Here is a 24983-nt window from a genome sequence, read left to right as displayed (position 1 = left end):
ACCGCTGTGGAGGGGATCAGGCGTCGGTTCTCGCGTACTGCACGTCGATGGTGTGGTCGGTGAATCCGAGCGATCGGTACAGCGACACCGCAGGGAGGTTGTCGGCTTCGACGTACAGCGTGACCGCCTCCACCCGTCGATCCCGAAGGCGGGCCAGGCCGGCCTCCATCAGGAGCCGCCCGAGCCCTCGGCCACTGGCCGCCGGGTGCACGCCGACCGCGTAGACCTCGCCGACCGTGTCCTCGACCTTCAACCAGATGAACCCGAGGAGGTCGCCGTCGGAGCCTCGTGCGAGCAGGAAGTCGTCGGCGTCGAACCAGGACTCGGCCTCCCGGGCGCGGAGATCGTCGAGGGTCATGCGTCCCTGCTCGGGGTGGTCGGCGAAGGCGAGCGCGTTGACCTCGAGCCACTCCTCCTCGTCGGCTCCCGGCCGGAACGTGCCGACCGTGACATCAGCGTGCCCGGCGGTGGCCGGTCGCGCACGGCTCGTGGGCGTCTTGATCAGGCGGAGCTGCAGCAGCGTCCTGATCGGCGAGAAGCCGAACTCCTGCGCGAGCACCCGGGAGGCGGGGTGGTCGCCATGTGCCCAGATGCGCACCTGCGGGGGACAGTTGGCGAGGACGCCGCGCAGTGCGGCGCGACCGTAGCCGTGGCCCCGCCACTCGGGCTCGACGACGAACTCCAGCTCGCCATGTCCGAGGATGGCCGCACCCACGACGGCGAAGTCGTCGGGGTCGACCGGCGGGTCCTGTGGTTCGACGGCGAGGATCAGCGTCCGGGCGCCGGACGCGGCGTCGATGAGCGACTGATCGCTGAACGGCGGCTGGCCGTCGACGAGCGACGCCGTGCGCACGACGCGCTCGAGCGCATCCCGGGTGCGGGCGTCGTCGACGTTACGAACCGACAGCGTCAGCCGGGGCATGATCGTCCTCGTAGACGTTGAAGCGGTAGCCGACGTTGCGCACGGTGCCGATGAGCTGCTCGAGGTCGCCGAGCTTGGCGCGCAACCGGCGGACGTGGACGTCGACGGTTCGCGTACCGCCGAAGTAGTCGTAGCCCCAGACCTCGCTCAGCAACTGCTCGCGCGTGAACACCCGGGAGGGGTGGGTCGCGAAGAAGCGGAGCAGTTCGAATTCCTTGAAGGTGAGGTCGAGCGGCTTGCCGTGGACCTTCGCGGAGTAGCTGGCCTCGTCGATGACGACGCCGGACGCCTGGATCTTGCTCGCCGAGTGCTCCTGCGAGGCGCGGCCGATCGCGAGCCGGATCCGCGCGTCGACCTCGGCCGGCCCGGCGGATTCGAGGATGACGTCGTTCACACCCCAGTCGGCGCTGACCGCCGTGAGGCCGCCCTCGGTCAGGATGAGGAGGAGTGGGACCGACAGCCCGGACGCACCGAGGATCTTGCAGAGCGACTTGGCGCTCGCGAGATCCTGGCGGGCGTCGACGAGGACGAGATCCGAACTCGGAGCGTTCACGAGTTGTGCGGGGTCGGCGGGGATCTGCCGGGTGCGGTGGCTCAGGAGCCCGAGGGATGGGAGGACCTCGGTGCCGACCATGGAGGTCAAGACCAAAATTTGCGCCACGCGCATCCTCCCGACTGAGTTTGGAACCATATTAGGCGAACGACCGCACCCCACGTCGCACCGGGCGCCCGCTGGTGGTCCGATGGCGTCCGCTCTGTGACAATGGGTCCGTGAGCGAAACCACTCTCTCCCCCCGGCTGCGCTGGATCAGCGTCGTCTCCATCTGGGCGCTCGCGCTCGTCGGTGTCGTCGTGTCCGGCCTGCTCTGGAGTCCGGGGGAGACCTTCTTCGGGCTGTCGGCCACGCTCGGCCTCTGCACGCTGGCCGCGTTCTCGGCACAGCTGTTGACGCGTCAGAAGGTGGGATTCGTCGATCGGATGTCGACGAGCGTCACCGGCGCCGTCCTCATCCTCGCCATCGGCGGTGCCGTGTATGGCCTCATCGCCCTGGCCTCGGGGTAGACTTTCCCCATGCTGCTCGCTCTCGAAATCTTCTTCATCGGCTTGCTCGTCCTCGCCAGTCTCGCCATCGCGTTCACCGCGGTGGTCGTGCTGAAGAACCTGTACCGCGGTCAGCGCTAGTCCGGGTCCCTCGATGATCGAGATCCCGAGCGGCCTGCCGAGCGAACTGGTCCCGCTGTCATGGCTCATCGGCGTCTGGGAGGGCACCGGCGTCATCGACTACCGGGTCGGCGACGAGACCGTGACCCGCGAGTTCGGTCAGCGCGTGAGCTTCAGCCACGACGGCCTGCCGTACCTGAACTACAACTCCTACACCTGGCTCCTGCCCGAGCAGCCCCCTCGTGACGCCGAGGGGGCCTCGTCCACGGACGAGGACGCCCTGTCGGACGACACCGCTGCGGACGTCGCGCCCGAGGCGCACCCGGTCGACGAGTCCGGTGTGCCCGAGCCGCTCGTCACCGAGACGGGTTACTGGCGCCTCGAGCGCCCGTTGATCGAAGGCGATCCCGGGCCGGGGATGCTCCCAGGGCAGGGCCCCCGCCCGTTCGGCACGGCGCAATCGGTCGAGACGCTGCGTACGTCGACCGGCGCCTTCCCCCTACAGGTCTCGATCGTCCACCCGAACGGTGTGAGCGAGCTCTACCTCGGTCAGATCGACGGCCCGCGGATCGACCTCGCGACCGACGCCGTCGTCCGGACCGCTGGAGCCAAGGAGTACGCCGCCGCGACCCGCCTGTACGGCCTCGTGGAGAACCACCTGCTCTGGGCCTGGGACATCGCCGCCCTGGGGCAGGATCTCCGGACGCACGCCTCGGCGCGCCTGGCCAAAGCCGACTGACGTGACCGATCCCACCGGAGCGGTCACGCCGGAAGCGATTCCGGGCTCGCCCTTCCTCACGCTGCCGGGTGCCGTCGAACAGGCGGACGCCGTCGACCACGGCGTCCCCTCCCATTACGGCAGCCCGAACATCGAGCAGCGCCTCATCGCCAGCGGGAAGGCGATCGTCGACCTGTCGAACCGTGGCATCGTGACGGTCACCGGCCCTGATCGGCTGAGCTGGCTCAACTCCATCACGAGCCAGGAGCTGCGGTCGCTGTCCGCCGGCATCTCCACGGAGACCCTCTTCCTCGACCAGAGCGGCCGGATCGAGCACGCGGTCAAGCTGCTCGACGACGGGACGACCACGTGGCTCGTCACCGAGGCCGACGATGCTGCGCCCCTCCACGCCTGGCTCGATCGGATGCGGTTCATGCTGCGCGTCGAGGTGGCCATCGTGACCGAGCGGTACGCCGTGATCGGTGCGGCGGCGGGTCTCACGGTCGAGGCCGCGGAGCCGAACGGCATGCCGCTCGTCTGGCACGATCCGTGGTCCGAGGTCGCGGTCGGCGGGCATCAGTACGCGACGGGTGAGCACCCGGGTGCAGCGTGGACGTGGACCGAGACGATCGTCGCGCGCGAGCAGCTCGAGTCGCTCGTGCAGCAGATCCGCGTGGGGGCGTTCTCCGCCGCGGGTTCGTTGGCCGCAGAAGCCCTGCGCATCGCCGCGTGGCGCCCGCGGTTGCAGTCCGAGGTCGACGAACGGAGCATCCCGCACGAGCTCGACTGGCTGCGCTCTGCCGTCCACTTGAACAAGGGCTGCTATCGCGGTCAGGAGACGGTCGCCAAGGTGCACAACCTCGGGCATCCGCCGCGGCGTCTCGTCATGCTCCTCCTCGACGGCTCCGACGCGGTCCTGCCGCCGGCCGGTTCGAACGTGGTGCTCGTCGGCGACGGCGACGACGCGATCCGGAAACCCGTCGGACGCATCACCTCGAGCGCGATCCACCACGAGTTGGGCCCGGTGGCGTTGGCGATCGTCAAGCGCTCCGCGGATCCGGCGGCCGTGCTGACGGTGGAGGCCGACGGCATCGACGTCGCGGCGTCGCAGGAGATCGTCGTGCCGGCGGATGCCGGGGCCACGGCGAACGTGCCGCGGCTGCCGCGACTCGGCGCCGTCCGGCGCTGACCCCGGTGGGGAGCGACGGCGCCTCGGACCCGGGCGTACGGGTCGACCGATGGACCGCCGCGGTTCGTCGCCGCATCGCGCTCGGCGACGCCTGGCATCGTCTGGTCGGATCCGTGCCGGCCGTGCTGCAGGTCAGCGCCACGGCGATCGGCGCGTACGCGTTCTCCCACTACGTACTCGGGCACGCCGTGCCACTCCTCGCCTTGACCGTGACGATCTCGAGTCTCGGCTTCGTTCGCGACGCCCGCCCGATCCGGGTGCTCGAGACGGCCGTGGGGATGAGCGTCGGGATCGCGCTTGCCGAGATCCTGCTCCTCGGCTTCGGTCAGGGGACGTGGCAACTCGCGGTCGCGCTCGTGCTCACGCTGCTCGTCGCCCGGTTCCTGTCGCCGGCGGCGTCGTTCGCGATCGCGGCGGCGGTGCAGTCCGTCCTCGTCATGCTCCTGCCCGTGCCCGACGGGGGCCCGTTCGTGCGCACCCTCGACGGTCTGATCGGCGGGGTCTTCGCCCTGCTCGCGACCGCGCTCATCCCGCGCGACCCGCGCCGGAGTGCTCGCCGTGACGGCCAGCGGCTCATCGACGAACACGTCCGGACCCTCGCCTCGCTCGTCGCCGCCCTCCGTCTCGGCGACCTCGAGGAGGCGGACCGCGCGCTCGCACGGGCGAGGGCCACCCAGCCGGCCCTGGACGCGTGGCGCGGAACCCTCGACTCAGGACTCGCCATCGCGCGCATCTCGCCGTTCCTCCGCAAGGCGGTGTTCGACCTGGAACGGCAGCGGACCATGCTCGACGGCATGGACCTCGCGACCCGCAACCTCCGGGTGATCGCCCGGCGCATCGACTACGTGTCGCGCGACGCCACGAGCCGTCCCGAGCTCGCGGACCTGCTCGCGCGCACCTCCGTCGCGCTCGGCATCCTGTCGCAGTCGATCGGTGACATCGCCCAGCAGCCGGTCGCGAGGCAGTCCCTGCTGGAGATCGCGAAGCACCTCGAGCCGGTCGCCGTCCTCCCCGACGCCTCGGTCTCCGAGCAGGCGCTCGTGCTCGTGCTCCGGCCGTACCTCGTCGACCTGCTCACGGCGACGGGGCTGCCGACGCCGGAGGCGCAGGCGGCGCTGCCCTCGCTCTGACGGCTGCGTTCCCCGACACTCAGTCCGTCGGGGAGGGATTCGAGGCGACAGCCGACCACGGCAGTGTCAGCTCGCCGAGGCGCCAGCGGCTGCGGCCGGCCAGCACCGGCCACCCGCTGTCCCGGAGCGTCCCGACGGTCGCCAACCAGCGCTGGACCGGGCTGTAGACCGCCAGGGGTGCGTGCATCCGCCAGGCGCGGTCGAGGTCCGTCATGAGCGCATGGACCCGTTCGCCCGGCACGTTGTGGTGGATCAGCGCCTTCGGCAGTCGTTCGGCCACGATGGACGGCAGCTCGAGCTCGGCGAGTCGCAGACTGATGGAGAACGACTCAGCACGCCCCTGGTCGTCGAGCGCGATCCAGCTGGACACCCGTCCGATCTCGTCGCACGTCCCTTCGACGAGCACACCGCCGGGCTGCAGCCGCGACGCCATGAGGCGCCAGGCCCCCGCGACCTCGACTTCGTCGTACTGCCGGAGCACGTTGAACGCCCGGATCACCGTGGGGCGGTCGTCGCCGGTCGGCACCTCGAACCCGCCGCGCGCGAAGGAGACCGCAGCCGTCGGCATGAACCGGGTCGTGCCCGCTCGCACCTGCCGCAGCTGCGCGTCGGCGGTGCGGACGCGCCCCGGCTCGATCTCGAATCCGATGACCCGTACGTCGGGTCGTACGGCGAGCAGTCGGTCGTGCAGTTCGAACGCCGTGACGCCGCTCGCGCCGTAGCCGAGGTCCACCACCAGCGGGTTCGTCGTCCGTCTGAGCGAGGGGTGGATCGCGATCCAGCGGTCCACCCGCCGGAGCCGGTTCGTACCCGTCGTCCCGCGGGTGATCGATCCGACGGGCATGGACCCATTCTCCCTCACGGAGCGGGGTCATCGTCCACCTCGCGGTCATGCGCCGTCGGTATGCTGGGGGCATGCCTGAGACTTACACCCTCGTCCTGCTGCGCCACGGCAACAGCGACTGGAATCAGAAGAACCTGTTCACCGGTTGGGTCGACGTCCGACTCAGCGAACTCGGCGTCACCGAGGCCAAGCGTGCGGGCGAGCTGCTCGCCGACTCCGGCATCACCCCGGACGTGCTGTACACCTCGGTCCTCTCCCGCGCGATCCAGACGGCGAACCTCGCCCTCGAGACCGCCGACCGCATGTGGATCCCGGTCAAGCGCAGCTGGCGCCTCAACGAGCGTCACTACGGAGCGCTGCAGGGCAAGGACAAGGCGCAGACGCTCGCCGAGTACGGTCCGGAGCAGTTCCAGACCTGGCGTCGTTCCTTCGACGTGCCGCCGCCGCCGATCGCCGATGACGACGAGTGGTCGCAGGCCGACGACCCCCGGTATGTCGGGATCGACGGCGAACTGCCCCGCACCGAGTGCCTGAAGGACGTCATCGACCGGATGCTGCCCTACTGGGAGTCCGACATCACGGTCGACCTGGCTGCCGGCAGGACCGTCCTCGTGACGGCGCACGGCAACTCGCTCCGCGCCCTCGTGAAGCACCTCGACGACATCTCGGACGACGAGATCGCCGAGCTGAACATCCCCACCGGTATCCCGCTCGTCTACGAGCTCGACGCGGACTTCCGTCCGGTCGCCCCGGCTCGCTACCTCGATCCCGAGGCCGCGGCAGCAGGCGCCGCCGCCGTCGCGGCGCAGGGGAAGAAGTAGCGGAAACCCCACCAAACCACCACCCCGGTCGGGAGCACGGCTTGGCGACATCGTCGCCGAACGTCCTCCTGACCGGGGTTTTCCATGTCGCAAAAAAGGGGTTGAACCGCCTCGGGGTTGGGCGTACAGTGACTGCACTGTAACCCGATTGGGGGGATACGCATGGAGCAGTCGACCGACGGCACCCGTTTCCCCCTGTGGCGCGCCCTGGCGCTCGGTGGCTTCGCCGCCGCGGCGTTCACGGCGATAGCCCTCTTCGGGTCGCCGTCCTCCGCGCATGCCGACGACGGTGCCACCGATCCGTCGCTCTTGGGCGCGGTGACCGAGGTCGTCGGCTCGCTCGAACACCCCGTCAGTGCTGTCGTCGAGGTCGTCGACGTCGTCGACACCACCGTGCTCGAACCGGTGGTCGACGTCGTCGACGAGACCGTCGCAGCGGTACCGGTCGTGAACGACGTCGTCGAGGAGACCGTCGGCACAGCACCCGTCGCCGCGATCGTCGATCCGGTCGTGCAAACAGTCGACCAGACGTTGACCGGCGTCGCCGACGTCGTCGCCGCGGTCCCGGTCCCCAGTACGCCGATCGTCGATCCGGTTGTCCCAGCGCTTCCGCAGGGCCCGGCAGAGGACGTGTCGGCCACGGACTCGACCGCCGTCGGCGCGGTCCTCCCGACGACGGTCCTCGGACCGCCGTCCGTCCAGGAGCGCGACTCGACGCTCGTGTCGGGCGGCCAGGATCACGAAGACACGTCGTTCACCACGGCCGTGCCCGCCGCCGCCGTCGGATCGTCCAGTCTCCCCGCCACTCCTGCGAACCTTCCGCTGCTGCCGGACGCCGACGGCCGCTGGGCCTTCACGCCGAGTGGCTCCGGATCCTCCGGCTCCGGTGGTGCCGTCGGCGGTCCCGCAGCGGCCGAACAGTCGATCTCCGTCATCCTCCCTGCGCCCGGCGACGACCGTCGCGGACCCGCGCGAGACGAAGACCTCCCGGCTTCACCCACGTTCCCCTCCGATACCTCTCCTGACTGACCCCGGATCACTCTGCCGTTCGCGGCGCAGGCCCGCCCACTGGGCGGTTCAACGGTCCGAAGCCTCCCGACCACGGGAGCACATCAGTCACTCTGCAAGGAGCAGGAATCATGAATTCGTATGTCAAGAAAGGCCTCTACTGTGGCCTGTTCGTCGCGGGACTCACGTTCCTCGGCGCTACGGCGGCCAACGCCGACACGTCCGGGGACGACAGCATCCTCGGCGGAACCCTCGTCGACGTGGTCCTCGAGGCCCCCGTCGAGATCGTCGACACCGCGGTGAGCGTCGTCGGCGATTCGTCGGCGACGTCCGCACCGGAGGCGGCACCCGCGCCTGAGCCGGCACCCGCACCGGAGCCCGCACCAGCACCGGAGCCCGCACCAGCACCGGAGCCCGCACCGGAGCCGGCCCCGGCCGCCACCACCAGTGGTGACGACAGTGTCGCGGGCGGGAACCAGGTCCAGCTGCCCGTCTCCATCCCGGTGACGGTCGAGGACAACGCGATCTCGATCATCGGCGATGCCGAGCAGTCGGGTTCGACGTCCGGACCGGCGGCGGGGGAGTCCGCCTCGCCGGTCACCGACGAGGCCACCACGTCCGGTGACGACAGTGTCGCCGGTGGGAACCAGGTGTCTCCGGTGGTGACCGTTCCGGTCACGGTCGGTGGGAACGCCATCTCGCTGTTCGGTGATTCGAGCAGTGAGCAGGCGGGTGAGCCTGCCACGTCGGGTGGCGCGGCTGTTCCGGCATCGCCGTCGACCACCACCGGTGACGACAGTGTCGCCGGTGGGAACCAGGTGTCTCCGGTGGTGACCGTTCCGGTCACGGTCGGTGGGAACGCCATCTCGCTGTTCGGTGATTCGAGCAGTGAGCAGGCGGGTGAGCCTGCCACGTCGGGTGGCGCGGCTGTTCCGGCATCGCCGTCGACCACCACCGGTGACGACAGTGTCGCCGGTGGGAACCAGGTGTCTCCGGTGGTGACCGTTCCGGTCACGGTCGGTGGGAACGCCATCTCGCTGTTCGGTGATTCGAGCAGTGAGCAGGCGGGTGAGCCTGCCACGTCGGGTGGCGCGGCTGTTCCGGCATCGCCGTCGACCACCACCGGTGACGACAGTGTCGCCGGTGGCAACCAGGTCCTCGGCGACGTCGGTCTCCCGATCTCCGTGGTCGGCAACGCCGTCAGCGTGATCGGCGACTCCGAGTCGACCGGCACCTCGGCTTCCGCTCCGGCATCGTCCGGCGGAGGCTCGTCGACCACGGATGGTGACGACAGCCTCGGCGGTGGGAACCAGATCGACCTCGGCCTGGAGCTGCCGATCACGATCGGCGGCAACGCGATCTCCGTGATCGGGGACAGCGAGACCGCAGGTCCCGGGACGACCGATCCCACCACTCCGGTGGACCCGACCGACCCCACGGACCCCACGGACCCGACCGACCCGACGGACCCCACCACCCCGGTGACCCCCGTCGTGCCTACGGTCCCCGCCACGGTGATCACCACCGCGACGGCGGCGTCCTCGACCGGCTCGGTCATCACGGCCTCGGCCGCACGTTCAGCTGAGCCGACGCTCGCCGACACCGGCAGCGCTGCAGGCCAGCTCCTGCCGCTCGCCGGCCTCGCCACGGTCCTCGGCCTCCTGCTCCTGGCAGGCGGCGCGATCACCCGTCGTCGGATGAGCTAGTCCCGCACGAACGGACGAGCGGTGCCGACCCGGTCTCGGGTCGACACCGCTCGTCGGGGTGTCCGGGATCAGCTGGTCAGTGGTGCACCGGCGTGGTCGCCTCGGGGATCCAGTCGCCGGTCGCGAGGTACTGGACCTTCTTGGCGATCGAGACGGCGTGGTCGGCGAAGCGCTCGTGGTACCGCGAGGCCAGGGTGGCGTCGACGGTCGCGACGGGCTCACCCTTCCAGGTGTCGCCGAGGACCTTCTCGAAGACGCTGGCGTGCAGCTCGTCGACGTCGTCGTCGTCGTTGCGGATCTCGTCGGCGATGCGCGGGTCCTGGGTGCGCAGCAGTTCGGTCAGTTTGCGGGCGATCGAGACGTCGAGTCGACCCATCTCGGCGAAGGTGGTCCGCAGACCCTTCGGCACCGCCTTGTCGGGGAAGCGGTACCGCGACAGCTGGGCGATGTGCTCGGCCATGTCGCCCATGCGCTCGAGCGACGCGCTGATCCGCAGCGCGCTCACGACGATGCGCAGGTCGCGCGCGACCGGCTGCTGACGGGCGAGGATGTCGATGGCGAGCTCGTCGAGTTCGATCGCGAGCTGGTCGATGCGGTTGTCGTTGGCGATGACCTCTTCGGCGACCGCGACGTCCGAGTTGCCGAAGGACTGCGTCGCCTTCTCGATGGAGATCGTGACGAGTTCGGCGATCTCGACCAGGCGATCCTGGACCTCTCGCAGTGACTGCTGGAATACCTCGCGCATGGCTCTGGGTGCCGTCCTTCCGTGACCTGGCGGTGGGCAGGCAGACGCCCGCTCCGCCGATGATGCCGAACCAAGGTTAACAGTTGGGGGCCCAAGCGTGAACAGTCGTCGAAGTGGCGGGGTATTCGCGAGTTCGCCGTTCGACGGACTGAGTAACGTAGTACCCATGGACACCATGTGGTTGGTGCTGATCGCCCTGGCACTCGGCCTCATCGTCGGAGGCGGTTTCGTCGCCCTCATCACCGTCGCCTTCCACCGCGGAGAGCGCGCCGCGACGGTCGTCAACCCGGTCGTCCCAGACGGGGTCGACCAGGTGCTCGAAGCCCTCGACAGCGCGGGCATCGTCGTCGACCCGTCCAACAACGTGCTGAAGGCCTCCCCGGGGGCGTTCGCGCTCGGGCTGGTGCGCGACCGCGTGCTCGACAACCAGGAGCTCATCGACCTCGCGCTCGAGGTCCGACGCACCGGCGAAGCCGTCACGAGCGATCTGGAACTCGCGCTCGGGCGCTTCGGTGAGGCCACCCGCCACCTGCGCGTGCGGGCGGCGCCGCTCGGGTCTCGCTTCATCCTCCTCCTGGCCGAGGACCACACGGAGGCGCGTCGACTCGACGAGGTCCGCCGGGACTTCATCGCGAACATCAGCCACGAGTTGAAGACGCCGATCGGCGCCATCGGGCTCCTCTCGGAAGCGCTCGACACGGCGGCCGACGACCCGGAACGGGTGAAGCGGTTCGCCAGCCGGCTCTCGACCGAATCACAGCGACTCACCCGGATGACGGCCGAGATCATCGACCTCTCGCGGTTGCAGGCGGCCGACGCCCTCCATCAGCCGGAACTCGTCCGCCTCGATCGGGTCATCGCCGCGGCCGTGGACCAGAACCGTGTGCCGGCCGAGGCGACCGGGGTGGCGCTCTCCCTCAAAGGCGGTAAGAACCTCGAGGTGTACGGTGACGAGGCCATGCTCGTCGTCGCCGTGCACAACCTCATCTCGAACGCCATCCACTACTCGCCCACCGGCGCACACGTGGGTGTCGGCGTCCGCGCGGTCGACGACGTCGTCGAGATCGCCGTCACCGATCAGGGCGTCGGGATCGCCGAAGAGGACCGCGACCGGGTCTTCGAACGGTTCTTCCGCGTCGACCAGGCGCGGTCCCGCCACACGGGCGGCACCGGCCTCGGCCTCAGCATCGTCAAGCACACCGTCCAGAACCACGGCGGCGAGGTGAAGGTCTGGTCGCAGCTGGGCCGTGGCTCGACGTTCACCATCCGCCTTCCCAGAGCAACGACCCCGCCGGAGGACCTGTCCACCGGCACGGCAAGGAGTACCCCGTGACCCGCATCCTGCTCGTCGAAGACGAAGCGTCTCTGAGTGAACCACTGAGCTACCTGCTCGAACGGGAGGGGTACGAGGTCGAGGTGGCGGAGGACGGTCCCTCGGCGGTCCAGGCCTTCACGGCTCGCGGCGCGGACCTCGTCTTGCTCGACCTCATGCTCCCCGGCATCCCCGGGACGGAGGTCTGCCGTCAGATCCGCGCGGTCTCGAGCACGCCGATCATCATGCTGACCGCGAAGGACTCCGAGGTCGACATCGTCGTCGGGCTCGAGCTGGGCGCCGACGACTACGTCACGAAGCCCTATTCGACCCGCGAGCTGCTCGCGCGGATCAGGGCGGTGCTGCGACGCCGTGTCGAGGCGGACCAGGCGCAGGAGGAGGTGCTGCTCGAGGCCGGCACGGTCCGGATGGACACCGAGCGTCATGTCGTCGAGGTCAACGGGGCGCCGATCCCGATGCCGCTCAAGGAGTACGAGCTGCTCGAGCTGCTCCTACGGAACGCCGGACGGGTTCTCACCCGTGGTCAGCTGATCGACCGGGTGTGGGGGAGCGACTACTACGGCGACACCAAGACGCTCGACGTCCACATCAAGCGCATCCGTTCCCGGATCGAGGCGAACCCCTCGGAACCGGTGATGCTCGTGACCGTGCGTGGGCTCGGCTACCGCTTCGAGGCCTGACGCAGGTCCAGGACGGACGAACGCCCCGCAACTCTGAAGAGGTGCGGGGCGTTCGGTCGTGTGGGGCGACGGAGCGTTATTCGGTCGGCTCCGTGGTGGGCGTCGCGAGCGGCGTCGGCGTCTCGGTGGGCTCATCCGTCGGCAGTGGCGTCGGGACGAGCGTGGAGTACTCGAGCAGCTCACCGGTGAGGACCGGCACACTCGCCGTGGCGCCCGTCTCGTCGCCGTACTGGAAGAAGACGTCCACGATCGCTCCGGGCTGGACGCCGAGGGACTCGATGCGCAGGGGGTCGTTGGCTCCCGAGCCGTCGAACGTCGTCAGGCCGGGCTCCGCGAGGACCTGGAACTGCTCGTCCTTGCCCTCGATCTCGATGAGCACCGTGTGGGCGCGGTCGTCGCGGTTCGCGACGCTGAAGACGAGGTTGCCGGTCTCGCCGTCGTCGGAGACGACGATGGCGTTGCGGACGGCCACCGAGCCGACGGTGACACCGACGCCGTCCGAGGCGTCGTACTGCTTCAGGGTCGCCTGCGGCGCGATGAGGTTGCAACCGCTCATGCCGAGTGCGACAGCACCCGCGACGACGATGGAAGCGATGAGACGCGCCTTCACAGAACCCTCCAAGATGTGGTGGCCCCGGGCGCAGACGAGTGACAGGTGTCCCGGGATCCGGATTCGAGTCTAGCCCACGGCTGCGGAGGGGCGTGGCCGGGTCGCCGACCCGTGATCGATCGGTTCACCACCCGGTCCGCTGGGCGCCCGGTACCCGGCTCTGATCAGGGGTCCCGTGGTATTCTGGGAGACGCTGAAGGGACCGAGACCCATGATCTTCGAAGTTGGCGAGACCGTCGTCTACCCGCACCATGGCGCCGCGACCATCACCGAGGTGAAGACCCGGATCATCAAGGGCGAGGAGAAGCTCTACCTGAAGCTCCGCGTCACCCAGGGCGACCTCATGATCGAGGTCCCGGCCGAGAACGTCGACCTGGTCGGGGTGCGCGACGTCATCGGACGCGAGGGGGTCGACCGCGTGTTCGACGTACTCCGTGCGCCGTTCACCGAGGAGCCGACGAACTGGTCCCGCCGCTACAAGGCGAACCTCGAGAAGCTGGCCTCGGGCGACGTCATCAAAGTCTCCGAGGTGGTCCGCGACCTGTGGCGTCGCGACCAGGACCGAGGGCTCTCAGCAGGAGAGAAGCGGATGCTCGCGAAGGCCCGCCAGATCCTGGTCTCTGAACTGGCATTGGCGGAGCAGACCGACGAGGAGCAGGCGTCGTCCGTCCTCGACGAGGTCCTCGCCTCCTGAGCCGACCGTCCGTTCGGGCTGGGCGCCCGAGAAGTAGGCTCGTGGCATGACTGCGATCGACGAACCGGGTGCCGTTGCCGACCCCTCCCTGGACGGCCCGGCCGTCGGCGTGATCGTCGTGGCGGCGGGCAGTGGGACGCGCCTCGGTGCCGGGATCCCCAAGGCGTTCGTGTCGCTCGCCGGCAGCACCGTGCTCGAACACGCGCTCGCCCCGGTCTTCCGCCTGCGCGACGCGGTCCAGGTCGTCGTCGTGGTCCCCGCGGATCGCGTCGGTCAGGCTGAGACGATCGGTCGTCGCGCGGCGGGGAAGGCGGCCGACCACCTCCGTGTCGTCGCCGGAGGCGACACGAGACAGTCCTCCGTCCTCGCCGGACTCGCCGCCCTGTGGCCGGGAGTCCGCACGGTGCTCGTCCACGACGCCGCACGGGCACTCACCCCGACCGGCCAGTTCGAACGGGTGATCGAGGCCGCGGAGCGGACGGGGTGGGGCATCGTGCCGGGGCTCGCGGTGACCGACACGATCAAGCGGGTCGACGCGAGCGACCTCGTCGAGCAGACCGTGGATCGGACCGCCCTCCGAGCCGTCCAGACACCGCAGGCGTTCCCGCGTGATGCCCTCGTCGCGGCCTTCCGCGTCGCCGAAGACCGCCTGGCAGCGGCCACCGACGATGCGGCGCTCTACGCGGACGCCGGACACCCCGTGCTCACCGTGGGCGGCTCGGAGGCGGCGTTCAAGATCACGACCCCGTGGGACGCCCAGCGTGCGGAGCGACTTCTGGCGGACCGGGAGCGGGACCGGGAGCACGAGGTGGGCGCACGGACGACCACCTCGATCAGGACCGGCATCGGCATCGACGTCCACGCCTTCGCCGACGACGGCGAGCTGAGCCTCGCCGGCCTCAGCTGGCCGGGGGAACGGCCGCTGGCCGGACACAGCGACGGGGATGCGGTCGCCCACGCCATCGTCGACGCCCTGCTGTCCGCTGCCGGCCTCGGCGACATCGGCTCCATGTTCGGCACCGACGACCCCCGCTTCGCCGGGGCGAGCGGCGAGGTCTTCCTGCGGGCGGCTGTCGAACGGCTGCACGCTGCGGGCTTCGTCGTCGTCAACGTCGCGGTGCAGCTCGTCGGCAACCGCCCGCGGTTCGCGCCGCGTCGGGCGGAGGCGGAGGGCGTGCTGAGCGCGCTGGTCCACGGACCGGTCAGCGTCGCGGCGACGACCACGGATGCGCTCGGGTTCACCGGCCGCGGCGAGGGCGTCACGGCCATCGCCACCGCCCTCATCGAGCGCCGCTGACAGGTCGGTCCTCAGTCGGCGGACGTGCCCTCGTCGACCGACGCACCGAGCCCGAGGAACCGCCCGTATTCGCCGGCGGCTCGTCGGAACCCCGCCTGCACCCGCTGTGACAGCGGTTGGAACGGCGTCGGGGTGACGACGACGCCGGTCGTACTCGTCCGTCGGCGCCAGGTGCCGACGACGCGCCCGTCGACGGTGATCATCGGGAGGAAGATGCCGTTCGCGCCGGGCACGATGCGGTCTGCGAACGCCGCCGGGAGCGTCAACTCGCGGTCGCGGTAGCCGAGGAGCAGCTCGTCGAATCCGGGCAGCGCGAGCACCCGCGGTGGTCGTGGAGCAGCTGAGGGTCCGATGCCCTCGGCGGTCGACCAGCGGGTGACCCCGTCGCGCGACTCTGAGACCAGCCGTCCGGCGGCCACCTCGACGCCGCGTTTCGCTTGGGCGACGGTGAGCTTCGACCACCAGGTGAGGTCGGCGATCGTCGACGGGCCGTGGCCGGTGAGATACCGGACGACGAACTCGCCGAGCGCCTCGTCGGCCTCGAGTACCCGCGGGGCACGGATCCACTCCTCGCTCAGGACGAGTGCCTGTTGTCTTCCAGCGGGCGGTCCCCAGCAGACCACGCCCGACATCGCGAGTTCCATGATGAGGTGTGAGCCGCGTTGTCCGTCGATCGGGATCCCGGCGTCGGTGTGGGCCGTCAGCAGCGCATCCCTCGTCACGCGCCGATGCCCGCTGAGCAGTCGCTCGGTGAGTGCACGGGAGCGCGAGAAGGTCTCGGCGTCCAGCCCGAGCTGACGGTGTCTGGCCGCGATCGTCGAGCGGACCCGCGGGACACCGAGTCCGAGCAGCCACCCGAGGTCCTCGGCGGCGACGAGATGCAGGGTGCCGCGCATCGGCCAGGACCGGACGATCGAACCGTCCTCGAGCGCCGTGAGCACCTCGGCCTTCGTGGTGCCGCTCGACCTGACGCCGACCGCCCACAGCGACGAAGCGAGGTCCTGCGCCTGGACCGCGAGCAGCCGCGAGACGACCGCCGTGGGGGAGCGGTGATCGGCTCCGTCGAGGAGCTGGGCCGCGAGTCGCGCGCGGAGAACCTGCTGGTCGCCGTGTCCCGTGGTCATGGGACCATCATGCCCGGACGACGGCGGCTAGTCTGGTCTCGTGGCCCTCCGACTCTACGATTCGAAAACGCAGTCCCTCCGGGACTTCGTGCCGCTCCGCGAAGCCGAGGCGGGGTTGTACGTCTGCGGACCGACCGTGCAGTCCTCTCCGCACATCGGACATCTGCGCAGCGCGCTCGTCTACGACCAGCTGCGGCGCTGGCTGACGGCCTCCGGAGTCCGCGTCACACTTGTCCGCAACGTCACCGACATCGATGACAAGATCCTCGCGAACGCCGCCGCCGGCGTCGAGGGCGGGTTCGCCCAGCCCGGTGAGGAGTGGTGGGCGCTCGCCTACCGGTACGAACTCGAGTTCACGGCCGCCTACCGTGCCCTGGGCATCCTGCCCCCGAGCTACGAACCACGCGCGACGGCGAGCATCCCGGAGATGCAAGAGCTCATCGAGCGGCTCATCGACGCCGGGCACGCGTACCCTGCTCCCGACGACTCCGGCGACGTCTACTTCGACACCGCCTCATGGAGCCGCTACGGCGAACTCACGCGGCAGAGCGCCGAGCACATGGAGGCCGCGACCGACGCCGACCCGCGCGGCAAACGCGATCCTCGCGACTTCGCGCTGTGGAAGGGCACCAAGCCTGGGGAGCCTCGCTCGGCGAGCTGGATGTCGCCCTGGGGCGAGGGACGTCCCGGCTGGCACATCGAGTGCTCCGCGATGTCGACCAAGTACCTCGGCGAGGAGTTCGACATCCACGGCGGCGGACTCGACCTCCGCTTCCCGCACCACGAGAACGAGCTCGCCCAATCGAGCGCAGCCGGCGACCCCTTCGCCCGGTACTGGTTGCACAACGGGCTGGTCGCCGTCACGGGCGGGCAGAAGATGTCGAAGTCCCTCGGCAACTCCGTCTACGCCGCCGACCTCCTGGCAGCAGCCCGGCCGCTCGTCGTCCGCTACTACCTCGGTGCAGCGCAGTACCGATCGACGCTCGAGTTCCATCCGGGCGCACTCGCCGAGGCCGAAGCCGCACTCGGACGTGTCGAGGGCTTCCTCGATCGTGCCGCCCGCGCCGACCTGCTCACCGAGACGACCACGGCCGCCAGTCGAGCGACGCTCCCGGCCGCCTTCGTCGAGGCGATGGACGACGACCTGAACATCCCCCGCGCGCTCGCCGTGTTGCATGACGCCGTGCGCGTCGGCAACGCCGCCCTCGATGGCGGCGACGACCTGGCGACAGCCCGCGAGCGTGCGGTCGCCGTCCTCGACATGACCCGGGTGCTCGGCATCGACCCGACCGACCCCTCGTGGTCGTCGGGCACCGACCCCGTCACTCACCGATCCCTGTCCGCACTCGTCGAGCGTCTGCTCGTCGATCGCGCGGACGCCAGGGTCGCCAAGGACTTCGCAGCGGCCGACCGGATCCGCGACGAACTCACAGCGGCTGGGATCACCATCGAAGACACCCCGTCCGGAGCACATTGGAGTATCAGTGGCAAGTAAGCCTTCCCGCCCGACCGGGCCGAAGAAAGCGAAGAAGGGTCCCACCAAGGGCACCGGTGGCCTCGGCCGCAAGGCGCTCGAGGGTCGTGGACCGACCCCCAAGGCCGAGGACCGCGCCTGGCACCCAGCCGGCAAGCGGAAGGCCGCGCAGGAGCGCTACGCGGCTTCCGGCGGCACCGGCAAGCCAAGGCAGGCGGCCGGCCAGAACGGACGCCCGTCCACGAACGGCCGGACCAAGCAGAAGTCGAGCGACGAGTCCGAGGTCGTCACCGGCCGCAACTCCGTCCTCGAAGCGCTCCGCGCGAAGATCCCCGCCACCACGCTGTACGTCGCGACCCGCATCGAGATGGACGACCGGGTGAAGGAGGCGCTCAGCATCGCCACCCGGCGCGGGATCCCGGTGCTCGAGGTCATGCGTCCGGAGCTCGACCGCATGGCCGGGTTCGACGGCGTGCACCAGGGCCTCGCCATCAAGGTGCCGCCCTACGAGTACGCGCACCCCATGGAGTTGCTCGACCAGGTCATCGCCCGTGGCGAGAACCCGCTGTTCATCGCCCTCGACGGCATCACCGACCCCCGGAACCTGGGTGCGATCATCCGATCGACCGCAGCCTTCGGTGGTCACGGCGTGATCCTGCCGCAGCGCCGGAGCGTGGGCCTCACCGCCTCCGCGTGGAAGACCTCGGCCGGCGCGGCGGCTCGGACGCCGGTCGCGATGGCTGCCAACCTCACTCAGACGCTCAAGGCGTTCAAGGAGCGCGGCGTCTTCGTGATCGGTCTCGACGGCGACGGCGACGTCTCCCTTCCCGGGCTCGAACTCGCCGACCAGCCGATCCTCGTGGTCGTCGGCAGCGAGGGCAAGGGTCTGTCCCGCCTCGTCACCGAGACCTGCGACGCGGTCGTGTCGATCCCGATCTCGGCCTCGACCGAATCGCTCAACGCCGGGATCGCGGCCAGCGTGACGCTGTACGAGATCGCGCGTCGCCGGAACGCCGAGTAGGCGACCGGCGCTCGCGCCGCGCGAACGAGGACAGGCCCTCGGAACGGATCTCCGTTCCGAGGGCCTGTCTGTCGTCAGCCGAGGTGTCGGACCCGATCAGACGAGGTCTCGCCAGTCGACCGGTCCGGTCATGGCGGCGGGGATGCTGATCGCCTCGGTCGGTGGCACGATCATGGTCGCCTCGTCGCGGCGGTGGCGCAGGACGGTGTTCACGTAGGAACCGACGGCTTCCGCCAGAGGGATGTCGCGACCCTCGTTCTGCGCGAGGAACCAGCGGTGCTCCAGGAGCTGGTGGAAGATCTCGGCGGGCTCGAGCTTGCCGCGGAGTTCGCGGGGGATCGCCTTCACCACCGGTTCGAACACGCGGATGAGCCACTCGTGCGCCGCCATCTCCTCGTCGAACCCGTCCTTCCCGAACGAGGCCGAGTAGGCGTCGAGGTCGTTGAGCAGGCGCCTCGCCTGGTTCTCACCGGCGTCGAGGCCGGTGAGCCGCAGGAGGCGGCGCTGGTGATGCCCGGCGTCGACGACCTTCGGCTGGATCCGCACGGTCGAGCCCTCGTCGGTCGTCTTGATCGCGAGTTCCTCGATGTCGAAGCCGAGTTCGTTCAGACGGTGGACGCGCTCGGTGATGCGCCAGCGCTCAGACGCGTCGAAGGACTCGGAGCCCGTGAGCTCCTTCCAGAGGGACCGGTAGGCGGCGACGATGCCGTTGCTCACGGTGACGGGGTCGAGCTCGGCGTCGGCGCGTCCGCCGGCCTCGAGATCGAGGAGCTCGCCGGCGATGTTCACCCGGGCGATCTCGAGGTCGTTCTCACGCTGCCCGTTCGACAGGCCGCCCTCGTAGAGCTTGCCCGTCTCGGCGTCGACGAGGTAGGCCGCGAAGGCGCCGGCGTCGCGCCGGAAGAGCGTGTTCGACAGCGACACGTCGCCCCAGAAGAAGCCGACGATGTGCAGGCGGACGAGGAGGACGGCGAGCGCGTCGACGAGGCGGGTCGCGGTGTCGGGCCGGAGGGTGCCCTGGAAGAGCGCACGGTAGGGGAGTGAGAACTTCAGGTGCCGTGTCACGAGCACACTCGGCAGCTCACGGCCCTTGCGGTCGCTCCGGTTCGTGATGACCGCGAGCGGGTCGACGCAGGGGATGTCGAGGCGCTGCAGCGTGCGCAGCATGTCGTACTCACCCTTCGCCATCTCCGCGGTCGTCTCCTTGACGGCGATGACGTAGCCGGACAGGTTCGCGAACCGGACCAGGTGGCGCGAGATGCCCTTCGGGAGCGAGGCGATGGCCTCATTCGGCCAGTTCTCGAGGGGGAGCTCCCAGGGGAGGTCGAGCAGCGCCGGGTCGACGGTGGCAGCGGTGATGTTCAATGCGCCGGACATGGTGCGGAGCGCTCCTCGGGGATCGTCGTGCTGAGACTGGACAAGCGAAAACGACGATGGCCGAGCGATCGGAGACCGACCGCTCGACCATCGTCGGCGGGAAACTAGATCGAGGAGGACACGACCGGCTTGTTGCCCAGACGCTCACCCGATGCCGAGTCGAACGCGTGCACGTGGTGCGGCGTCGGCGCGAGGAACACCGTGTCGCCGATGTGTGCGTGGTTGCGACCGTCGACGCGGGCGACGATGTCGGTGCGCTTGCCGGAGACCTCGGTGTGGCCGTAGAGGTAGCCGTCCGCGCCGAGCTCCTCGACGAGGTCGACGGTCACCTCGATGCCGGAGCCCGAGTTGCTGGACACGGTGATGTCCTCGGGGCGCACGCCGACCGTGACGTTCTTCGACGGAGCGGCGTCGGTGATCTCGCGCTCGACCGGGATGATGAAGCCGCCGAGCTTGATACCGCCATCGGCGATCTCACCCTCGAACAGGTTCATGGCCGGGCTGCCGATGAAGCCGGCGACGAAGACGTTGTTCGGCTTCTCGTACAGGTCGCGCGGGGTGCCGACCTGCTGCAGGATGCCGTCCTTGAGGACCGCGATACGGTCGCCCATGGTGAGCGCCTCGGTCTGGTCGTGGGTGACGTAGACGGTGGTGACGCCGAGACGACGCTGCAGCGACGCGATCTGGGTGCGGGTCTGGACGCGGAGCTTGGCGTCGAGGTTCGACAGCGGCTCGTCCATGAGGAAGACCTGGGGCTGACGGACGATGGCTCGACCCATCGCGACGCGCTGACGCTGACCACCGGAGAGCGCCTTCGGCTTGCGGGTCAGGTAGTCCTCGAGGTCGAGGAGCTTGGCGGCCTCGAGCACGCGGGTGGCACGCTCTTCCTTGCCGACACCGGCGATCTTGAGCGCGAAGCCCATGTTCTCGGCGACGGTCATGTGCGGGTAGAGCGCGTAGTTCTGGAACACCATCGCGATGTCGCGGTCCTTCGGCGGCACGTCGGTGACGTCGCGGTCGCCGATGAAGATGTGGCCGTCGTTGACCTCTTCGAGGCCGGCGAGCATGCGGAGGGAGGTGGACTTGCCGCAGCCGGACGGGCCGACGAGGACGAGGAATTCGCCGTCGGCGACCTCGAGGTTCAGCTTGTCGACCGCGGGGCGGGTGCCACCCGGGTAGAAACGGGTTGCGTTGTCGAACGTCACAGACGCCATGGTTGTTCTCCTTCACCGGCAGGTACGTGCCGGACGATCCGTTGTGAATGGACGCGAACCCGTCATCGATGGCCGGTTCGCCGTCCCAGTATGCCACGACCTCCTGTGAATGGAAGGTCCAGCAGCCAGCGGATCTCCCGGTGGACGCACAGCCGGCTCCCGGCCTGGTTTGGGCCTCTCCCAGGCGGCAGGTCTACGATTACTCTGTTTGGCGCTGCCTCGTCTCCGCAGCGCGAGCCCCCCGAAACGAGGATCAATGTCTGGCGCTGGATCGCAGAACCGACCGACCAAGAACGAACGACGCGACGCGGCACGCGAGAAGGCGCGGGTGCTGCGCGAGCAGCAGAAGCGCCGCGACCGCCGCAACCGGGTGCTGCTCCAGGGCGGCATCGTGCTCGGCGCGCTCGCGATCGTGGCGGTGGTGGCGGTCATCATCGTGACGTCGATCAAGCCCGCCGGACCGGTCCCGACCGCGGCGAAGAACGACGGCTTCACCGTCTCCGCCGGCTTGCAGCTGGTCGGAGCCCCGGCCAGTGCGTCGACGCCCACGCCGAGCGCGACCGATCCGGCCGCCCCCGCGGAGCCCGCCCCCGCCGAGACGCCGGCAGCCACCGAGACCCCCGCCGCCGACGGCGTCGAGATCTCCGTCTACCAGGACTTCCTCTGCCCCTACTGCGGTCAGTTCGAGACCACGAACGCCGAGCAGGTCAAGGGTTGGCTCGAGGCCGGTGCCGCGACCTACACGGTGCACCCCCTCGCAACGCTGAGCAACCTCTCGCTCGGGACGCAGTACTCGCTGCGCGCCTCGAACGCGGCGGCCTGCGTCGCGGAGTACTCGCCGAACGACTTCTTCTCCTTCAACACCGCACTGTTCGAGAACCAGCCCAAGGAGAACACCGAGGGCCTGACCGACGCCGAGCTGAAGTCGATCGCCAAGGGCGTCATCTCCGGCGGCGAGAAGAAGATCAACGCCTGCATCGACGACGGCACCTACAAGTCCTGGGTGAAGGACTCGACCGACCGTGCGCGCAGCGGCCCGCTGCCCGGGACGGACGTCAAGAAGGTGGAGGGCACGCCGACCATCCTGGTGAACGGCAAGCAGTACACGGGTTCACTCACCGACGCCGAGCAGTTCGCGGCGTTCGTCCTCGCCGTCTCGAGCGAGAGCTACTCCACCGGCACGCCGACCCCGGGTGCCAGCGAGTCGCCTGTGACCAACGGCTGATCCGCCGCCATCGTAGGATGGACGAGACCGGGGCCAGCCCCTGTCGGCCGACGTGGCGCAATTGGTAGCGCAACGCTCTTGTAAAGCGTAGGTTACGGGTTCAAGTCCCGTCGTCGGCTCCATTTGGCCCCGTGATTCCGCGGAAGTTGAGCAATCAGCTTCGGGAATCGCGGGGTCATTCGCTATTTACTCGTGGTTTTCATCACGAAGGACTGCAGGATTTCAGTGGCATCAGGCCCCTCGTGGCGTTGCTGGACGTAGTGACTGTTGGTCACCTGTTCCGAGGAGTGACCGAGCTGATCCTTGGCGGCACCCACGCCGAGCTGATCCCTGAGGACGGTAGCCACGGCTTTGCGGAACGCGCGAGGCGTGACATCCGCCCACTCGGTCGCCTGAAGGGATCCTCGCCACTGGGTGCGGAAGTTGTTCGGAGACCGAAAGGTGCCCGTCGATGACGGGAAGACGAACTCAGAGTGCGAGTTCAGGCGCCGCTCTAGCAGCATCTCCGCAGCGAAGGGCGGCAGCTTGAGCGCCCGGCGAGAGGTTTCCGACTTCGGCCACTCCTGAACCGCGAGTCGACCATCGAGCCCGAGCGCGACCGTTCGTTCGATCGAGACTGTAGGGGGATCGGCGGCGAGGTCCAGATGCCTCCACTCGAGCGCGAAGAGCTCACCAGTTCGAGCGCCCGTGGCAGCGAGCATGCGCGCGACGTCGAACAGGTCGGTTGTCCGTCGCGCGCCGCGGCCATCGACGCCGGCGTCCCACGCCTGGAGATGGGCGAGCACGGCTTGAGCATCGCTGCTGGTGGGTGCTGCCACGCGGTTCCGGGTCATCTCGATGGTCCCCACGTCGCGGACGGGGTTTGATCTGACTGCACCATGACGGGTCGCAAGCGCGAACATCTGGGACAGAACGACGCGCGTGAGCTTGGCCGTGCTCGGCCCGCTGGACTTTGCGAGCGCCTTCAGGAACCGGTCGAGTCGCGGCACTGTTGCCTCGTTCAGGCGCACGTCGCCGAGCCCGCGCACGATGTGCTTTGCGACAATCTCGCGGTACTTGACGATGGTTCCGGGGGAGAGGTCGCGCTCCGCGGTCTCCGCGAGCCAAAGCTTCGCGAGGAGTGCGACGCGGGATTCGCCCGTAAGGTCATCGCCGGCCGGAGCTAGTCGATCCTTGAGTGCCTGCACGAGAGCGCGTTCCGCGGCGGCTGGTGTGGAGCCCTGGCGCTGCATCGGACGAGTTACGCCGTCGCTGTCTCGGTAGTAAGCGACGGCAGTGGGCTTACCTCCCACAGTTGTGCGGCGGATCCGGCCCCACGTTTCGAGCACTAATGGGGGTCGAGCCATCACTCGCCCCGGTACTCTTCGACGTCGCTGCCGTCGTCACCCGCGTCTGGGTCGCCCTCCATATAGATCAGGCGGTACGTCTTGCCGTCTTCGCCAGTCTCGAGTTTTGAGCGATGGTTCGAACCGACTGGAGCCCCTGACTCATCGATAATCGGACCCACAACTGTGTGTGCGACTCGCCTGGGGTCTTCGCTGGCAGGTCGACGGCTGGATGACCGGTCGAGCGTGGGGTCGTCTTCCAGCGCAAGGACCACGCGGCGGCGTATTTCCTCGATCCGTGCCTCGACGTTCGGGGGGACTCTCAGGCCGTTCCAATCCCACATGCCGCCGGGCACGCGCTGCAAGAGGTCCCGGTAGTCGTCGATGAGGTCTTGCACGTACGCGCGGTAGAAGTCGTCGCTTAGCATCTCCGCAGTGACGCCAAAGCTGTGAAGCGGGCCGTCGGAGTGCCGAACGGACCCCCGAGCATCTTCCGCCGCCTTGGCAGCAAATGCGCCTCTATCTGATCTGGCATCCTCGATCGCTTGCACCTGCTTGAGTGAGCCTTCGGCTCTGAGCAGAGACGTCATCAACGCGCGCGCGTCGTTGGGGATCTGAAGCCCGTGCCATGCGTTCTCGGGCGCGTAAATCGAAGTCGCGAACAGGTACTCGACGTTCGTCAGGCCGGCGTATCCGTCAGCAAGACCTTCCAGAGCGACCGGCTCGAAGGGGCTGGACATATCCACGAGAAGGGCGATGGGGGAGACGTCAAGCCCGCTCGCAACGAGGGCAAGTTCGGTGGCAGTGAGGTCTCGTTTCCGACCGCTCTCGACGTTGGCGATCACACCACGCGTGATGTCCGAGCTAGGGATCGCTTCCGCCAGCTGCTCTGCCGTCATGCCGCGCCACCGTCGAACCGCGGCGAGGCGCCGGCCAACGAGACTAACCGATTTCTTTGGAGCCTCATCTTGTGTCATAACTGCACTCTACATCGATACGGTGCGTCGGTGTTGCACTTTCTCGTGACCGGACGTATGGTGACTGCACAAGCGCAGTAACCGCACTAACGCCCAGTTGAATGTGCAGTTTTGACACAAGGACGTTGCTTGCCTGAGCGTCCACATTCAATCGGGCCAGACCGAACGGAACCCCATGGCACGCCCGAGCCCCATGTTGACCCTGCCGGAAGCAGCCGCCTACCTGAGGGTGAGCGAACGCACTCTCTACGACTGGCGGTGGAAGAAGAAGGGACCACCCGGAATCAAGGTCGGATCGCTCGTTCGATACCTGGTCGCCGACCTCGATGAGTGGCTAGGCGTCGGAGCCGCGAGCTCCGACCAGCAATGACCCGCAAAGAAAATGCCT

The 24983-nt window shown here is 69.0% G+C and carries 25 protein-coding genes and 1 tRNA gene; 16 read left to right on the top strand and 10 right to left on the bottom strand.

The window, feature by feature from the left end; genetic code table 11:
• Positions 1-16: 16 nt before the first annotated feature.
• Positions 17-922 (bottom strand): mycothiol synthase, encoded by a 906-nt coding sequence (mshD, locus tag AC4PMY_RS03630; protein WP_491622041.1) that lies wholly within the window; start codon positions 920-922, stop codon positions 17-19.
• Positions 894-1583: a response regulator transcription factor gene (locus AC4PMY_RS03625; RefSeq protein ID WP_175116223.1), complete on the bottom strand. Its 690-nt coding sequence runs from the start codon at positions 1581-1583 to the stop codon at positions 894-896. The genes mshD and AC4PMY_RS03625 overlap by 29 nt, the downstream gene beginning before the upstream one ends.
• 110 nt (positions 1584-1693) lie before the next feature.
• Between AC4PMY_RS03625 and AC4PMY_RS03620 the strand changes: the two genes are divergently transcribed.
• The 4 genes from AC4PMY_RS03620 to AC4PMY_RS03605 all read left to right on the top strand — a co-directional run bounded on the left by AC4PMY_RS03620 (position 1694) and on the right by AC4PMY_RS03605 (position 5120).
• Positions 1694-1984: a hypothetical protein gene (locus AC4PMY_RS03620; RefSeq protein WP_064296602.1), complete on the top strand. Its 291-nt coding sequence runs from the start codon at positions 1694-1696 to the stop codon at positions 1982-1984.
• Between the two features lie 133 nt (positions 1985-2117).
• Positions 2118-2822: a nitrobindin family protein gene (locus AC4PMY_RS03615; protein WP_071259388.1), complete on the top strand. Its 705-nt coding sequence runs from the start codon at positions 2118-2120 to the stop codon at positions 2820-2822.
• 1 nt (position 2823) lies between these two features.
• On the top strand, positions 2824-3990 hold the full coding sequence (gene ygfZ / locus AC4PMY_RS03610) for a CAF17-like 4Fe-4S cluster assembly/insertion protein YgfZ (RefSeq protein WP_064296600.1): 1167 nt from the start codon (positions 2824-2826) through the stop codon (positions 3988-3990).
• 5 nt (positions 3991-3995) lie between these two features.
• A complete protein-coding gene (locus AC4PMY_RS03605; RefSeq protein ID WP_064296599.1) occupies positions 3996-5120 on the top strand; it encodes an FUSC family protein in 1125 nt (374 codons plus the stop codon).
• Positions 5121-5139: 19 nt separating this feature from the next.
• On the opposite strand, the gene AC4PMY_RS03600 is transcribed toward AC4PMY_RS03605, so the two are convergent.
• On the bottom strand, positions 5140-5964 hold the full coding sequence (locus AC4PMY_RS03600; RefSeq protein ID WP_071259386.1) for a class I SAM-dependent methyltransferase: 825 nt from the start codon (positions 5962-5964) through the stop codon (positions 5140-5142).
• Positions 5965-6035: 71 nt separating this feature from the next.
• Between AC4PMY_RS03600 and AC4PMY_RS03595 the strand changes: the two genes are divergently transcribed.
• From AC4PMY_RS03595 to AC4PMY_RS03585, 3 genes are all read left to right on the top strand, one after another.
• Complete coding sequence (locus AC4PMY_RS03595) at positions 6036-6785, top strand: phosphoglyceromutase (RefSeq protein WP_071259385.1); 750 nt, start codon at positions 6036-6038, stop codon at positions 6783-6785.
• A 162-nt stretch (positions 6786-6947) separates the two neighbouring features.
• Positions 6948-7814: a hypothetical protein gene (locus AC4PMY_RS03590; RefSeq protein WP_071259384.1), complete on the top strand. Its 867-nt coding sequence runs from the start codon at positions 6948-6950 to the stop codon at positions 7812-7814.
• Between the two features lie 110 nt (positions 7815-7924).
• Positions 7925-9499 carry a chaplin family protein gene (locus AC4PMY_RS03585; RefSeq protein ID WP_491622040.1) on the top strand — a complete coding sequence of 525 codons (1575 nt, stop codon included), beginning with the start codon at positions 7925-7927 and terminating at the stop codon, positions 9497-9499.
• 76 nt (positions 9500-9575) lie between these two features.
• Here AC4PMY_RS03585 and phoU read toward each other — a convergent pair whose 3' ends face one another.
• Positions 9576-10244: a phosphate signaling complex protein PhoU gene (phoU, locus tag AC4PMY_RS03580; RefSeq protein ID WP_064296372.1), complete on the bottom strand. Its 669-nt coding sequence runs from the start codon at positions 10242-10244 to the stop codon at positions 9576-9578.
• A gap of 166 nt (positions 10245-10410) precedes the next feature.
• Between phoU and AC4PMY_RS03575 the strand changes: the two genes are divergently transcribed.
• Together AC4PMY_RS03575 and AC4PMY_RS03570 are read left to right on the top strand one after the other, a co-directional pair.
• On the top strand, positions 10411-11577 hold the full coding sequence (locus AC4PMY_RS03575) for a sensor histidine kinase (protein ID WP_064296371.1): 1167 nt from the start codon (positions 10411-10413) through the stop codon (positions 11575-11577).
• Entirely contained in the window at positions 11574-12257 is a 684-nt protein-coding gene (locus AC4PMY_RS03570; protein ID WP_064296370.1) for a response regulator transcription factor, read from the top strand. Before AC4PMY_RS03575 ends, AC4PMY_RS03570 begins: the two co-directional genes overlap by 4 nt.
• Before the next feature lie 76 nt (positions 12258-12333).
• Here the strand turns inward: AC4PMY_RS03570 and AC4PMY_RS03565 are convergent, their stop codons facing one another.
• Positions 12334-12867: a hypothetical protein gene (locus AC4PMY_RS03565; RefSeq protein WP_064296369.1), complete on the bottom strand. Its 534-nt coding sequence runs from the start codon at positions 12865-12867 to the stop codon at positions 12334-12336.
• 211 nt (positions 12868-13078) lie between these two features.
• On the opposite strand from AC4PMY_RS03565, the gene AC4PMY_RS03560 reads away from it, so the two are divergent.
• Both AC4PMY_RS03560 and AC4PMY_RS03555 read left to right on the top strand, forming a co-directional pair.
• Complete coding sequence (locus AC4PMY_RS03560; RefSeq protein WP_064296368.1) at positions 13079-13561, top strand: CarD family transcriptional regulator; 483 nt, start codon at positions 13079-13081, stop codon at positions 13559-13561.
• A 46-nt stretch (positions 13562-13607) separates the two neighbouring features.
• A complete protein-coding gene (locus tag AC4PMY_RS03555) occupies positions 13608-14858 on the top strand; it encodes a bifunctional 2-C-methyl-D-erythritol 4-phosphate cytidylyltransferase/2-C-methyl-D-erythritol 2,4-cyclodiphosphate synthase (RefSeq protein WP_064296367.1) in 1251 nt (416 codons plus the stop codon).
• 11 nt (positions 14859-14869) lie between these two features.
• Here AC4PMY_RS03555 and AC4PMY_RS03550 read toward each other — a convergent pair whose 3' ends face one another.
• On the bottom strand, positions 14870-15982 hold the full coding sequence (locus tag AC4PMY_RS03550) for a winged helix DNA-binding domain-containing protein (RefSeq protein ID WP_064296366.1): 1113 nt from the start codon (positions 15980-15982) through the stop codon (positions 14870-14872).
• A 40-nt stretch (positions 15983-16022) separates the two neighbouring features.
• Here AC4PMY_RS03550 and cysS point away from each other — a divergent pair, with 40 nt between their 5' ends.
• Positions 16023-17477, top strand: a complete 1455-nt coding sequence (gene cysS / locus AC4PMY_RS03545; protein ID WP_064296365.1) for a cysteine--tRNA ligase — start codon at positions 16023-16025, stop codon at positions 17475-17477.
• Positions 17467-18477, top strand: a complete 1011-nt coding sequence (gene rlmB / locus AC4PMY_RS03540) for a 23S rRNA (guanosine(2251)-2'-O)-methyltransferase RlmB (protein WP_064296364.1) — start codon at positions 17467-17469, stop codon at positions 18475-18477. The genes cysS and rlmB overlap by 11 nt, the downstream gene beginning before the upstream one ends.
• 96 nt (positions 18478-18573) lie before the next feature.
• Here rlmB and AC4PMY_RS03535 read toward each other — a convergent pair whose 3' ends face one another.
• Together AC4PMY_RS03535 and AC4PMY_RS03530 are read right to left on the bottom strand one after the other, a co-directional pair.
• Positions 18574-19854, bottom strand: a complete 1281-nt coding sequence (locus AC4PMY_RS03535) for a DUF4032 domain-containing protein (protein ID WP_064296363.1) — start codon at positions 19852-19854, stop codon at positions 18574-18576.
• 104 nt (positions 19855-19958) lie between these two features.
• On the bottom strand, positions 19959-21068 hold the full coding sequence (locus tag AC4PMY_RS03530) for an ABC transporter ATP-binding protein (protein ID WP_056007742.1): 1110 nt from the start codon (positions 21066-21068) through the stop codon (positions 19959-19961).
• A 256-nt stretch (positions 21069-21324) separates the two neighbouring features.
• Between AC4PMY_RS03530 and AC4PMY_RS03525 the strand changes: the two genes are divergently transcribed.
• Entirely contained in the window at positions 21325-22293 is a 969-nt protein-coding gene (locus AC4PMY_RS03525) for a DsbA family protein (RefSeq protein ID WP_491622039.1), read from the top strand.
• Positions 22294-22339: 46 nt separating this feature from the next.
• Positions 22340-22415: transfer RNA gene (locus tag AC4PMY_RS03520), tRNA-Thr, on the top strand.
• Positions 22416-22475: 60 nt separating this feature from the next.
• Here the strand turns inward: AC4PMY_RS03520 and AC4PMY_RS03515 are convergent.
• Both AC4PMY_RS03515 and AC4PMY_RS03510 read right to left on the bottom strand, forming a co-directional pair.
• Positions 22476-23480 (bottom strand): site-specific integrase, encoded by a 1005-nt coding sequence (locus AC4PMY_RS03515; protein ID WP_491622038.1) that lies wholly within the window; start codon positions 23478-23480, stop codon positions 22476-22478.
• 158 nt (positions 23481-23638) lie between these two features.
• The gene (locus AC4PMY_RS03510) at positions 23639-24595 is read right to left on the bottom strand and encodes a helix-turn-helix domain-containing protein (RefSeq protein WP_491622037.1); all 957 of its coding nucleotides are present in this window, start codon (positions 24593-24595) and stop codon (positions 23639-23641) included.
• A 175-nt stretch (positions 24596-24770) separates the two neighbouring features.
• On the opposite strand from AC4PMY_RS03510, the gene AC4PMY_RS03505 reads away from it, so the two are divergent.
• Positions 24771-24965 (top strand): helix-turn-helix domain-containing protein, encoded by a 195-nt coding sequence (locus tag AC4PMY_RS03505; RefSeq protein WP_491622036.1) that lies wholly within the window; start codon positions 24771-24773, stop codon positions 24963-24965.
• Positions 24966-24983: the final 18 nt, after the last annotated feature.

The sequence above is a fragment of the Plantibacter sp. MDV22-iso1 genome (assembly GCF_058408345.1).
Note: the sequence above shows the minus strand (reverse complement) of the source record. Positions and strands in the feature narration are given on the sequence as shown.

What these genes read in the sequence shown, in the direction of transcription:
- AC4PMY_RS03555 (WP_064296367.1), top strand. Translation starts at nt 13,608, where the DNA reads ATGACTGCGATCGACGAACCGGGTGCCGTTGCCGACCCCTCCCTGGAC.
- AC4PMY_RS03510 (WP_491622037.1), bottom strand. Translation starts at nt 24,595, where the DNA reads ATGACACAAGATGAGGCTCCAAAGAAATCGGTTAGTCTCGTTGGCCGG.
- phoU (WP_064296372.1), bottom strand. Translation starts at nt 10,244, where the DNA reads ATGCGCGAGGTATTCCAGCAGTCACTGCGAGAGGTCCAGGATCGCCTG.
- AC4PMY_RS03525 (WP_491622039.1), top strand. Translation starts at nt 21,325, where the DNA reads ATGTCTGGCGCTGGATCGCAGAACCGACCGACCAAGAACGAACGACGC.
- AC4PMY_RS03590 (WP_071259384.1), top strand. Translation starts at nt 6,948, where the DNA reads ATGGAGCAGTCGACCGACGGCACCCGTTTCCCCCTGTGGCGCGCCCTG.
- AC4PMY_RS03600 (WP_071259386.1), bottom strand. Translation starts at nt 5,964, where the DNA reads ATGCCCGTCGGATCGATCACCCGCGGGACGACGGGTACGAACCGGCTC.
- AC4PMY_RS03550 (WP_064296366.1), bottom strand. Translation starts at nt 15,982, where the DNA reads ATGACCACGGGACACGGCGACCAGCAGGTTCTCCGCGCGCGACTCGCG.
- AC4PMY_RS03505 (WP_491622036.1), top strand. Translation starts at nt 24,771, where the DNA reads ATGGCACGCCCGAGCCCCATGTTGACCCTGCCGGAAGCAGCCGCCTAC.
- AC4PMY_RS03585 (WP_491622040.1), top strand. Translation starts at nt 7,925, where the DNA reads ATGAATTCGTATGTCAAGAAAGGCCTCTACTGTGGCCTGTTCGTCGCG.
- AC4PMY_RS03560 (WP_064296368.1), top strand. Translation starts at nt 13,079, where the DNA reads ATGATCTTCGAAGTTGGCGAGACCGTCGTCTACCCGCACCATGGCGCC.
- AC4PMY_RS03535 (WP_064296363.1), bottom strand. Translation starts at nt 19,854, where the DNA reads ATGTCCGGCGCATTGAACATCACCGCTGCCACCGTCGACCCGGCGCTG.
- AC4PMY_RS03530 (WP_056007742.1), bottom strand. Translation starts at nt 21,068, where the DNA reads ATGGCGTCTGTGACGTTCGACAACGCAACCCGTTTCTACCCGGGTGGC.
- mshD (WP_491622041.1), bottom strand. Translation starts at nt 922, where the DNA reads ATGCCCCGGCTGACGCTGTCGGTTCGTAACGTCGACGACGCCCGCACC.
- AC4PMY_RS03575 (WP_064296371.1), top strand. Translation starts at nt 10,411, where the DNA reads ATGGACACCATGTGGTTGGTGCTGATCGCCCTGGCACTCGGCCTCATC.
- AC4PMY_RS03615 (WP_071259388.1), top strand. Translation starts at nt 2,118, where the DNA reads ATGATCGAGATCCCGAGCGGCCTGCCGAGCGAACTGGTCCCGCTGTCA.
- AC4PMY_RS03595 (WP_071259385.1), top strand. Translation starts at nt 6,036, where the DNA reads ATGCCTGAGACTTACACCCTCGTCCTGCTGCGCCACGGCAACAGCGAC.